Below are 10157 nucleotides of genomic sequence, written 5' to 3'. Positions count from 1 at the left end.
TCCCCCACCGAACCGTTCAAAGCCTTCTGGGCCAGGGTGTTCTTCACCACCTTCAGCTGCGCGCCTTCCTTGCGGAGGCGGCTTCGAAGGTCAGTCATCTCCGCAACGGTCAGACCCAGGTTGTGGGTCACGACCACGGCGCCGGCGCCGGCGAACACGCCCTTCAGCGTGTCGATCGACTCCTGCTTTTGAGCGCGGTCCATTGCGGTCTCCTACTCAAGTTCGGCCGCCGGACCATTCCGGACGACCGCGAAACGACCTGGGCGCGAAGCGCTCGCGCGCCCGCGTTCAGGTCCGCCTGTCCTTGGAGAAGCCGCAGGTCCACGCCCGTCCGTGGCGGACGCGCGACAAACCTCATCTTCCCGTCTCCCCGCGGTCAAGGAAGGCTCTTCCTTGCATTAAGGTCCGGGCGGCCCCCGTACCCCGCAGTTCCTGGACAGGATGGGGAAGCGAATACGCCGCTCCCTCAACCTTTCCCTCCCCGCGCACGGGAAGCGAAAACTAAGCCGCGCCATCTACACGAGGCGGCGCGTGAACTCAAGCCGCGCTCTTGCGGACGAAGAAGGGGCGCCGACGTCGCCGCCAGCGCCCCTCACATCTGTTCAGTCGAACGCGATCAGGCGTTGATCGAGCCCTGGTCCACCTTGAAGCCCGGGCCCATCGTCGACGAGAGGCTGATCTTCTTGATGTAGGTGCCCTTGGCCCCCGTGGGCTTGGCGCGGTTCAGCGCGTCCACCAGGGCCTTCACGTTGGCCTCGATGGCTTCGTCGGTGAAGCTCGCCTTGCCGATGCCGGCGTGGATGATCCCGGTCTTCTCGGTGCGGAACTCGATCGCGCCGCCCTTGGCGTCCTTGACCGCCTGGCCGACGTTCGGCGTCACGGTGCCGACGCGCGGGTTGGGCATCAGGCCGCGGGGACCCAGCACCTTACCCAGACGTCCCACCAGGGCCATCATGTCGGGTGTGGCGATGACGCGGTCAAATTCCATGAATCCGCCCTGGATGCGCTCGACCAGCTCCTCGGCGCCGACGATGTCGGCTCCGGCGGCGGTGGCTTCGGCAGCCTTGGCGTCCTTGGCGATGACCGCGACGCGCACGTCACGTCCCGTGCCAGAGGGCAGCGAGACCACGCCGCGGACCTGCTGGTCGGCGTGGCGCGGGTCGACGCCCAGATTGACGGCGATCTCGATGCTCTCGTCGAACTTGGCGGTGGCGTTGGCTTTCACCAGCTTCACGGCGTCGTTCAGAGCGTGGTTGACGGCGCGATCGCCGGTCCAGGCCTTGATGCGTTTGGCTTGCTTGGTCATGGCTCTCAGGCCTCCACGATCTCGAGGCCCATCGAGCGGGCGGAGCCCTCGATGATGCGGGCGGCGGCCTCGACGTCGTTCGCGTTGAGGTCCTTCATCTTCTTCTCGGCGATGTCGCGCAGTTGCGTGCGGCTGATCTTGCCCACCACTTCGCGGCCGGTCTTGCCGGAGCCGGACTTCAGCCCCAGCGCCTGCTTGATGAAGAAGCTCGCCGGCGGCGTCTTGGTGACGAAAGTGAACGACTTGTCCTGGTAGACGGTGATCACCGTCGGCAGGGGCGTGCCCTTCTGTTCCTTCTCGGTGCGGGCGTTGAACTCCTTGCAGAAGCCCATGATGTTGACGCCGCGCTGACCCAGCGCCGGCCCGATGGGCGGCGAAGGCGTGGCGGAGCCGGCAGGCACCTGCAATTTGATATAGCCCAGGATCTTCTTGGCCATGTTTCTCCTCTGTGACCGGGTTCCGGTCGGCTGAGCCGTGGTCATGGCCCGGCGAAAGGCCTCCCACGGATTTGGACCGGCGCGTCGCGCGCGCCTGCCCTCCCCTCATGCGAAGGGAGGCGGTCTCATACACGAAATGCGGGACGAGACAAACGGGCGACGATCAGGCTTGCGGCTCAGGCTGGCGGTGCGAACCCCGCGTGACCGCCTAATCGGACGCCTGCTCGTTGGTAACCGGACGCGTCGCAGGGCGCGCCTTGCGGGCGGCCAAACCGATACCTGTCAGGATGACGGCCGAGGCCATGGCCAGCCGGATCGACATGGCTTCACCCAGCAGCACGACGCCCAAGACCGCAGCGATCGCCGGAACGCTCAGTTGCACGATCGAAGCCGTCGTCACTGGCATGCCGCGCAACGCCGCATACCAGATGACGTAACCCAGTCCTGAGGCCCCGGCGCCGGACGCAACGGCAAAGGCCGCGCCGGGCAGATCGATGGAACGGTCACGCGCGAACAACAGCATCAAGCCCAGAGCCATTGGCGTCGCCCGGATGAAGTTGGCGGCGGTCGTCTGGGCGGGATCATGGCTGCCGCTCCTCAATGAATAAACCCCCCAGGCGATCCCCGCCGCACCCATCATCAGGGCGCCCTTCGGCGAGGGCGCGGCGACGCCGGGGAGCAGCAGCGCCACCAATCCCATCGCCGCCACGAAGAAGCCGACCGCCTGGACCCGGCCCAACTTGGTCCCGCTCGCAAACCCAAAGGCGATCATCGAGAACTGGACAGCCGCAAACAGCAAGAGGGCGCCAGTCGCGGCCGTCAGCGTCTCGTAGGCGAATGAAAAGCACGCCGCGTAGGCGAAAAGCGCCGCCGCTGAGATCCAGCTCCCGCCACCGGGCCAGGCGACGCGCTGGCGCGCGGTCACCACGGCCCAAAGGACGACGGCTCCAGATCCCAGCCGAATGGCGGTGAACGAAGCGGCGTCTATCGAGGTGTGCGCGAGGGCCTGTCGGCACAGCAAACTGTTCGCCGCAAACGCGACCATCGCTGCGACAGTCAGCAAGATCTGGCGTCCGGGACTCATCTGGCGATCCTGCAGTTTGCGCCCAGCAGCGCGGACGAAGGCAGACTGACCGCGACCGACCGCCTTGTCCGCCGCCTGCCAGACGCGGGCGTCACGGCTTCATGCGCGGTAGACGCCGGCGTTCTCTTCAATGAGCAGCCTGGCGTCGTTCTGCTCGCACCACCGCCCCAGCTCAGACCTCAGTTGGGGCCACAAGTCGGCCGCCCAGGCTGGCGCCTGACTTCGCCATGCGCCTTCCGTCGGCAGGCAGGCGCTGAGCACGCCCATCGGGAGTTGCAGGACGAACGCACCGCCCGGGCCGGTGACCACCAGCTCCTCTTTCCAGCGAGGCTCGAAACGAAAGGTCTGTCTGCGGCGGAACATCCCAGATCTCCCCGACGCCGGCGTTACTCGCCGCCAAGACTGCGGTCGGCTCGCAGCCCCGTCCCGCTCGCAAGAGTAGCAGAACGAAGTCGTGAGAGCCGACCGCGCTTTGCTCAGTAGGAGACGTTGATCTGCTTGTTGGCGAAGTGCGGTTCCTGGACCTCGTCGATCATGGCCACCGCGAAATCCTGCTCGGAAATTCGCGATCTGCCGTTGTCCTCGAAGATCATGTGGCTGCCGCCAAGGCGGAAGTCGCCGACGCGCTCGCCCGACGCGATGTCCATGGGACAGCTGACGAGGGTCCATTCGAAATCCGAGACCGCGGTCAGAGCGTTCATCGCGCGCACGGCCGGCACGATGGGCGGCGGCGGCACGCCGTTGGCCTCGGCCGCGTGGTTGAAGTGCAGGCGCCCGTCGCTGCGCATCAGGGTGCCGCAGCCGACGACGAACAGTCCCTTCTTCACCTGCGAAGCGCGCACGCCCTCGATCAGGGAGTCGACGTTGGCCTGCGCCCACTTCACGGAGACGACCACGGCGTCCGCGCCCTTGATCGCTTCAGCCAGGGACTTCGGATCGTTGACGTCGCCCGCGCGCACGGTCACGCCGGCGCGCGGCGCGATCTTGGCCGGATCACGCGCGACCGCGATCACGTTCAACCCCCGGCTAAGGGCTTCGTCGACCACCTTGCCGCCGATGCTGCCGGTCGCGCCGACCACGGCGACCGTGCCCTTGGTCTCAGTCTTGGGGACTTGGCGCGGCAGGGTGCGTTCGCCGGCCGCGGCCGCGGCGTCGGCCGCCGCCTTGACCTGCGCGGCGTCTCCAAAGCTTTGCTCCGCCACCGCGCCGGCCTTGAGGTCGAGGATCGAGCGCAGCACGTCGTTGAACGGCGTCGCCTCGGCAGGCCGCTTGGCGCTGAGAGCTTTGTAGACGTCCATATCGACGTCAATACTGATCATCATTGTAGTGTTCCCTAAATATTCTTTGTTTTCTAGTTATTGGCGGAGATTGTTTGGGAAAACGCCGCCGAATTTAGTCGTGAACAGTCATGATATTCGATCTGAACCTCGCAACGCAAGCGCTGCGCCCGATCGCGCCTCCACGCATGAGGGCTTGCGCCCGACGCGCTCGCCGCGCAGTGACCTCGCCGGGCCATGTCGGCCGGATCAGGGCCCCGCGATTGGACTCCGCCACCATCAACGACGTCATCTACCGTCGCCATCGTCTGATGAACCCGATGTCCACGGACCAGCTCGCACGGGTCTTGGCGTTCACCGACCTGGCGGCCGGCGACAAGGCTGCGGACCTCGGCTGCGGCGCGGGCTTTCTCACCCAGTGGATGACCGCACACCATGGGCTTGCGATGACCGGCGTGGAGCGTTTCGCGCCGATGATCGAGCGGGCGCGCGAAACCGCCGCGACAGGCGGCTTTCGCCTGTTCGAAGGCGCCGCGGCCAACTACCTCGCCGAAGCCGGTGAACATCGGTTGCTGTCCATGCTGGGCGCCATCGACGTGGCGCCCGGCCTGGTGCGGCCCGTCGACATCATGCGCGCGCTCGTCCCGTCGATCGCTCCTGGAGGCTGGCTGCTGTGGGGCGATCCTTTCTGGCGGCGCCCGCCCAGCCCCAGGCTGGCGATGATTCTGGGCGGACTCGATCGCTATGAGACCCTGCCGGGATGGATGCAGGCCGGCGAGCAAGCCGGCCTGACGCCCAACTACGTCTCCGTCAGCCCCGATCAGGATTGGGAGGAGTACATCTGGCGGATGAACGCCTCGATGAGCGAATGGGCGGACGAGCACGCCGGCTCAGCCGATGCAGACGAAATGCGCGAGCGCGCCAAGATCCTGCGCACCCTCTACCTGGAAGAAGGCCGGGACGGCGCAGGCTTCGGCCTCTACCTGTTCCGCCGTCCCGACTGACCCTCTGCTAACGCAGGAAGTCTTTCAGGAGCGCGGCCAGCTCTTTCGGCCGTTGGGTTGGGATTTGGTGGCCAGTGTTCTTGAGCAACACGGCGCGGCTGTCGGGGATCTCGTTGTCCATCTGCGCGCGGCCTTCAGGCGAAGGGAAGATCAGATCCTCGTCGCCGAACACCATCAGGGTGGGCACCTTGATGCGCGTCAACTTGCGATGCAGGAAGTAGCGTCGACGCATATCCATGTCGCGGAACATGGCGCCCAGGCTGCGGTAGGAATCCAGGGCGTCGGCGGTCGCGCCGTTGGCCAGGTGAGCCGCCAGGACTTCGGCGCGAAGTTCCGGGTCTTCCATGTGTTCGAGGTCGGCGGCGATCTGCGCGGCGTCCGGCGGAACGAAGTTTGCGAAGTTCGGCGGCGGGGCGATGTTGAGGCCGGCATTGGCCACGCACACCAGCTTGTTCACCCGATCGGGGCTCTCATAGGCGAGCGTCGCCGCCACCCATCCGCCCAGCGAGTGACCGACCACATTGGTCTTTTCGTAGCCTAGCACGTCCTGGAATTCGCGGATGTGGTCGACCAGGAACGCGAACTCATAGTCACGTTGCGGCCGCTCCACCGAGCCCCAGCCGAGCTGGTCGATCGCGTAGATGTGGGTGACTTCGCCCAGGCCCTCCTTGATCACCGGAAACCAGTCCTGTCCCCCGGACGAGAACCCCGACCCGTGCACGAGGATCGTCGGATACCCCCGTCCGGTCTCGAAATAGTGGCCCTTGCTGGTGGACAGATCGATGGTGTGTTCAGTCACCATGTCGCGAACCGCGCCCATGTGCGTCTCCTCCCTTTGCCGGCGCCACGTTGCTGGGCGCCTTGTGGGAGCAGACGCTAGTCTGCGCGGATCGTTCTGGCGAGCGGTTGGCGACGATGGCGGACGTTAACGCCCGCGGTTCAGCTTGGAGGCCGGCGCCGCCGGCATCGTCGCCTCGGTCAGCGCCAAGGCGAACAGCACTGCGCCACTCTCATCCATCACCGTGATGCGGAAGTCGTGGTCCAGCCAGATGTGCGATGGCCGTTCTTCCACGAGCTGACCCAGGATGCGCGAAGCCTCGATGCGGGCGGCGTCGGCGTCTTCGAGCTCGGTACCGTCGCTGTCCGAGAGCGGCGCGCCGTCTTGCGTGTGAAAATAAAATAAGGGCATCCACCCACAAACCCTGCGCCACCTTTTGGTTTCGCAAAGGCTTGCCGAAGGCGCGCGCCCAAATAGCAAGTGAGCGGGCGCGATGCGCCCTTCGCTCACTCCGGAGAAGGTCGAAGCTCCATCGCGGTCGGCGCGGACGCTGCGCCTTAGCTGGTCTTTTCGACCTGGCTGTATTCCAGCTCGACGGGCGTGGCGCGGCCGAAGATCGAGACAGTGACGCGCAGTCGGGCGCGTTCCTCGTCGACCTGCTCCACCGAGCCGTTGAAGCTGGCGAACGGGCCGTCGGTGACGCGCACCTGTTCGCCGATCTCGAACTGGATCGTGGGCTTGGGCCGTTCGACGCCTTCTTCGATGGCGCCGATGATGCGGGCCACTTCCCGCTCCGACACCGGCATCGGCTTGGAGCCGGAGCCCAGGAAGCCGGTGACCTTCGGGGTGTTCTTGATCAGGTGGTAGGCCTCATCGGTGAGGTCCATCTTCACCAGCACATAGCCCGGGAAGAACTTGCGCTCGGTGTTGACCTTGCGGCCACGGCGGATCTCGACGACGTCCTCGGTCGGCACAAGCACTTCGGAGAACTGGTCCTCAAGGCCCTGAGAGCGAGCCTGTTCGAGGATCGACTCCTTCACCTTCTTCTCGAAGTTCGAGTATGCGTGGACGATATACCACTTGTGGTTGGTTTTTTCGGCGGTGGCGGCTTCGGGCATCGGACTTACCCCGCGTTCGCGAGCTTGAGGAACAGGGAAACGGCCCAGCTGATGACTAGGTCGACCCCGAAGAAATAGGCGGAGGCCAGCACCACCATGATGGCGACCATCACTGAGGTGATCCAGGTCTCCCGACGGGTGGTCCAGGTGATCTTACGCGCTTCGCCGCGGACTTCCCTGAGGAACTGTCCGGGGCTGGTGCGCTTTTTCGCCGGCTGCGGCGCGGTCGCCGTCGTCGTGCTCATCGCGGCCGCCGTCTTGGCGGCGCGGTTGCGCATCGCTTGCGGGGCGGAGCCGGGTTTCCTGGCCATCGGTGTCGATCGGACTTTCTTGTCAGAGCCTGCGGGCTTGCGCCTAGAGGCTTAAAGCGGGTGGTCACTGCATATGGTGGCAGGAGTGGAGGGACTCGAACCCCCGGCCCTCGGTTTTGGAGACCGATGCTCTACCAGCTGAGCTACACTCCTTCGACCCTGACCGGAGCGTTCAATGCGTTCGACCGCGCCGCCATGGCTTTCCGCACAATGAACAGCGCGCCGGAAGGCGTCCCTGCCCGCCGGCGCGCGCGGCTCATCGCCGGAGCCGGCTCATCTAGCAGGGGCGGCAGGTCGCGGCAAGCATGCGGGACGCGCCGGCGGGCCTAGCGCGGGTCGGGCTGGGGCTCGTTGAGGATCGGCTTGCCGTCCAGTTCGAACGTCCGCTCCAGGTTATGGATCTTGTCGGCCACCAGATTGGTGCGGCGCAGGCCCACAGCCGCCGCCCACAGGCCGACGCGCGCCAGCGCCGGCGTGCGGCTCATGCGCGCCACCGGCACGCCCGCGCGCCGCAACACGCCGTTGGCGTAGTGCGCGCCGTTGACGATGCGGCTGGGCCAAGTCTGGTAGTCCACCGACAGCGAGACGCTGAATTCATCCAGGTTCTCAACGCGGTGCGGTGCGTGCAGCGGCCAACTCACCGCCTCGCCCGCGGCAAGGTCGAGGATCTCGGCCTCGGCGTCCATCTCGCGGCGGTATGGCAGGTCCTCGGTCTGCGCCTTCAGCATAATGTCTTCCATGCTCCGCTGCGGGACGTGGCGCTCATCGGCAGGATAGATCCAGATCCGCTTGGCCCCGCGGATGTGGAAGAGCACGACGCCCGGCGCGTCCGCGTGGAACGGAACCTTGGCCTGGGGGGCGGAAATGATCAGCTGGCCGTTCAACTGCACCGGCTTGAAGCCCGGCGCATTGGCGGCGATCTGGGCGAAGGCGTCCTCGATCAGGTCCTTCAGGCCCGCCTGGTGCTGCTCGGCGCCGCGCAGTTGCACCCACACCCGGCCGGCCTTGACCCCCTTGAGGATTTCCTTGCCCGGCAGGTCGCCACGCGCCCCGGTGCGCATGTGCATCTGTCCGTCCTCGTCGAAGTCGAACAGGTTGATGTCGAACAGTTCGGCCGGATAGCGATCCAGCAGGTCGGCCAGCGCGTCGTCCTCAAACAGACCGCTCTCGGCCATTCGATGGGCGAATTTCACCGGGGCTTTGCGGAACGTCTTGGCCTGGGCAGGCGTCCAGGCGGGGATCAGGTCATGGGTCTGGGTCATATCGGGTCTTCGTTTCAGTCGATTACGAGCAGGCTGAGGTTGAGGCTGGCGGCGAGCCCGAGGATCACGGCCTTGCGGGGATGGCGGCGGCTCAGGATGGCGACGGTGCGCGCCGCGGCCCCCATTTGGCCGTTCAGGGTGGGCTCGCACGCGGCGATCCGGTCGAGCCTTCGCAGCGCCGAGCGCCAGGCTGAGCGGACCGCCGGCAGCGGCGCGAACAGTCGCTCGCCAGTACGCCACACGCCAGACGACAAGCCGCGCGCCGCGTGCAACTGGCCCTCCCAGACCGCCGCGCCGGGTTCGGCGAACACCCTCTTGTAGGCCTCGTCGACCGGTCCGAAATCGACCATCCTCACGCCGTCGGCCGCCAGAGCGGCCAGCGTTTCCAGCGTCATCAGGGCGCCAGGTGAATAGCGGGCGAAGTCCGGATCATAGACCGGGATCCACAGGTGGTAGGCTTCGCCCGAGCGCAGGCCCACCTCCGCGGCGATCACCTTGCCGGCGACCCGCAGGACGGCGAAGCGCAGGCCGAAATCCTCGCCCTTGGCTTGCGCAAGCCGCTCCAGCACCTGGCGGGTCCAGGGGTTGGCGAACACGTCGTGCTGGCCGGTGCGGCGCATCTGGGCGCGCTTGAGGCCGATGATCAGCTCCAGTACGCCGCCGGGATCTGCGCCGAACGTGAAGACGGGCTCGCCGTGGTCGCGGGCGAGCGCGCGGGCGCGGCGGCGCTTGTCCTTCAGCTCCCCCGCCTGGCCGGCCTGACGGCGGCGTTCGAGATAGGCCTCCAGACCGCCGCGCAGGTCGGCGACCATGGCGTGGCGCGACTCCACCTCGCATGCCGCCTCGCCGGCCTGGCCGACGAGGCCGCTGAACCGCAGACGGCTGCCGCCCAGCGCGTTCAGCACCTGCGCCAGTTCGATGTCGGCGCCCGGCGGCGCGATCAGTCCATGATAGTCGGTGAGCGGCGCGCCCAGCGGCTGGATCAGCCCGCCGCGGCGCTGGAACGGCAGGAAGCCCAGGGTCACGCCTGCCCGGCGGATCACCGCAACCGCGGCGTGGGGCGCGACCTCGGCGACCGCCAGGATGTAACGCAGGTCGAAATATGGACTGGCGAGGTCGTCACGCTGCGCCCGGAACTGCGTCCAGAGCGTGCGTTGCGCCTCATCGAGATCAGCCGGACGCACGGCGTCCACGCTGAGCTGCACGTCCATCTTCGGGACTCCTCCCACCCTGAGCCCACGCCCAAGCAAGCAGCGTTCCGCCGCAAGGCCCGAGACAGCATAACCACACGCAGGACGCGCAGACAAAGGGTGGCCATCCCAACGCGACCCTCTCCTCGGACCCGCCAACTTCGGGACGAGCGTGAGGATGACGTGGCGGATGGCGCGGCCATCGGCCGACGAAAAGGGCCGCCGGAGGGTGTCTCCGGCGGCCCCTTGGGTCGGGTCGTTTGGGCTTGTGGGCCTATTCGACGATCTTGGAGACCACGCCGGCTCCCACCGTGCGGCCGCCTTCGCGGATCGCGAAGCGCAGGCCCTGGTCCATGGCGATCGGGGTGATCAGCTCAACGTCCAGTTCCG

14 protein-coding genes and 1 tRNA gene are annotated in these 10157 nt (G+C 66.8%); 1 reads left to right on the top strand and 14 read right to left on the bottom strand.

Going from position 1 to position 10157, the window contains the following annotated elements; genetic code table 11:
• From rplJ to Q8R27_RS09615, 6 genes are all read right to left on the bottom strand, one after another.
• On the bottom strand, positions 1-203 hold a 203-nt coding region (gene rplJ, locus Q8R27_RS09640), incomplete at its 3' end, for a 50S ribosomal protein L10 (RefSeq protein WP_305698817.1).
• 413 nt (positions 204-616) lie between these two features.
• Positions 617-1306: a 50S ribosomal protein L1 gene (gene rplA / locus Q8R27_RS09635; RefSeq protein ID WP_305698816.1), complete on the bottom strand. Its 690-nt coding sequence runs from the start codon at positions 1304-1306 to the stop codon at positions 617-619.
• Between the two features lie 5 nt (positions 1307-1311).
• Complete coding sequence (rplK, locus tag Q8R27_RS09630; RefSeq protein ID WP_305698815.1) at positions 1312-1743, bottom strand: 50S ribosomal protein L11; 432 nt, start codon at positions 1741-1743, stop codon at positions 1312-1314.
• A gap of 208 nt (positions 1744-1951) precedes the next feature.
• Positions 1952-2827 carry a DMT family transporter gene (locus tag Q8R27_RS09625; protein ID WP_305698814.1) on the bottom strand — a complete coding sequence of 292 codons (876 nt, stop codon included), beginning with the start codon at positions 2825-2827 and terminating at the stop codon, positions 1952-1954.
• 99 nt (positions 2828-2926) lie between these two features.
• Positions 2927-3190 (bottom strand): hypothetical protein, encoded by a 264-nt coding sequence (locus Q8R27_RS09620; RefSeq protein ID WP_305698813.1) that lies wholly within the window; start codon positions 3188-3190, stop codon positions 2927-2929.
• A gap of 113 nt (positions 3191-3303) precedes the next feature.
• Positions 3304-4125 (bottom strand): NAD(P)-dependent oxidoreductase, encoded by an 822-nt coding sequence (locus Q8R27_RS09615; RefSeq protein ID WP_305698812.1) that lies wholly within the window; start codon positions 4123-4125, stop codon positions 3304-3306.
• 242 nt (positions 4126-4367) lie between these two features.
• Here Q8R27_RS09615 and Q8R27_RS09610 point away from each other — a divergent pair, with 242 nt between their 5' ends.
• Positions 4368-5108: a bifunctional 2-polyprenyl-6-hydroxyphenol methylase/3-demethylubiquinol 3-O-methyltransferase UbiG gene (locus Q8R27_RS09610; protein WP_305698811.1), complete on the top strand. Its 741-nt coding sequence runs from the start codon at positions 4368-4370 to the stop codon at positions 5106-5108.
• A 7-nt stretch (positions 5109-5115) separates the two neighbouring features.
• Here the strand turns inward: Q8R27_RS09610 and Q8R27_RS09605 are convergent, their stop codons facing one another.
• The 8 genes from Q8R27_RS09605 to Q8R27_RS09570 form a co-directional block, all read right to left on the bottom strand.
• Entirely contained in the window at positions 5116-5928 is an 813-nt protein-coding gene (locus tag Q8R27_RS09605) for an alpha/beta fold hydrolase (protein ID WP_305698810.1), read from the bottom strand.
• A gap of 105 nt (positions 5929-6033) precedes the next feature.
• A complete protein-coding gene (locus Q8R27_RS09600; protein WP_305698809.1) occupies positions 6034-6297 on the bottom strand; it encodes a hypothetical protein in 264 nt (87 codons plus the stop codon).
• Positions 6298-6443: 146 nt separating this feature from the next.
• The gene (gene nusG, locus Q8R27_RS09595) at positions 6444-7004 is read right to left on the bottom strand and encodes a transcription termination/antitermination protein NusG (RefSeq protein ID WP_305698808.1); all 561 of its coding nucleotides are present in this window, start codon (positions 7002-7004) and stop codon (positions 6444-6446) included.
• Positions 7005-7009: 5 nt separating this feature from the next.
• On the bottom strand, positions 7010-7282 hold the full coding sequence (gene secE, locus Q8R27_RS09590; protein ID WP_371134676.1) for a preprotein translocase subunit SecE: 273 nt from the start codon (positions 7280-7282) through the stop codon (positions 7010-7012).
• A gap of 110 nt (positions 7283-7392) precedes the next feature.
• A tRNA-Trp gene (locus tag Q8R27_RS09585) sits at positions 7393-7468 on the bottom strand.
• Between the two features lie 173 nt (positions 7469-7641).
• Positions 7642-8577 carry a transcriptional regulator gene (locus tag Q8R27_RS09580; protein WP_305698806.1) on the bottom strand — a complete coding sequence of 312 codons (936 nt, stop codon included), beginning with the start codon at positions 8575-8577 and terminating at the stop codon, positions 7642-7644.
• 14 nt (positions 8578-8591) lie between these two features.
• Positions 8592-9788 (bottom strand): GNAT family N-acetyltransferase, encoded by a 1197-nt coding sequence (locus Q8R27_RS09575; RefSeq protein ID WP_305698805.1) that lies wholly within the window; start codon positions 9786-9788, stop codon positions 8592-8594.
• Between the two features lie 253 nt (positions 9789-10041).
• Positions 10042-10157, bottom strand: a 116-nt coding sequence (locus Q8R27_RS09570) for a hypothetical protein (RefSeq protein WP_305698818.1), incomplete at its 5' end; no start/stop codon positions are given.

Origin of the sequence: Phenylobacterium sp. (assembly GCF_030697305.1) — a bacterium.
GTDB lineage: Bacteria > Pseudomonadota > Alphaproteobacteria > Caulobacterales > Caulobacteraceae > Phenylobacterium.
Note: the sequence above shows the minus strand (reverse complement) of the source record. Positions and strands in the feature narration are given on the sequence as shown.

Bases quoted from the DNA above. Each gene is read 5' to 3' on its own strand.
- Q8R27_RS09625 (WP_305698814.1), bottom strand. From the start codon at position 2,827: ATGAGTCCCGGACGCCAGATCTTGCTGACTGTCGCAGCGATGGTCGCG.
- secE (WP_371134676.1), bottom strand. From the start codon at position 7,282: ATGCGCAACCGCGCCGCCAAGACGGCGGCCGCGATGAGCACGACGACG.
- Q8R27_RS09575 (WP_305698805.1), bottom strand. From the start codon at position 9,788: ATGGACGTGCAGCTCAGCGTGGACGCCGTGCGTCCGGCTGATCTCGAT.
- Q8R27_RS09620 (WP_305698813.1), bottom strand. From the start codon at position 3,190: ATGTTCCGCCGCAGACAGACCTTTCGTTTCGAGCCTCGCTGGAAAGAG.
- rplA (WP_305698816.1), bottom strand. From the start codon at position 1,306: ATGACCAAGCAAGCCAAACGCATCAAGGCCTGGACCGGCGATCGCGCC.
- Q8R27_RS09615 (WP_305698812.1), bottom strand. From the start codon at position 4,125: ATGGACGTCTACAAAGCTCTCAGCGCCAAGCGGCCTGCCGAGGCGACG.
- rplK (WP_305698815.1), bottom strand. From the start codon at position 1,743: ATGGCCAAGAAGATCCTGGGCTATATCAAATTGCAGGTGCCTGCCGGC.
- nusG (WP_305698808.1), bottom strand. From the start codon at position 7,004: ATGCCCGAAGCCGCCACCGCCGAAAAAACCAACCACAAGTGGTATATC.
- Q8R27_RS09580 (WP_305698806.1), bottom strand. From the start codon at position 8,577: ATGACCCAGACCCATGACCTGATCCCCGCCTGGACGCCTGCCCAGGCC.
- Q8R27_RS09600 (WP_305698809.1), bottom strand. From the start codon at position 6,297: ATGCCCTTATTTTATTTTCACACGCAAGACGGCGCGCCGCTCTCGGAC.
- Q8R27_RS09605 (WP_305698810.1), bottom strand. From the start codon at position 5,928: ATGGGCGCGGTTCGCGACATGGTGACTGAACACACCATCGATCTGTCC.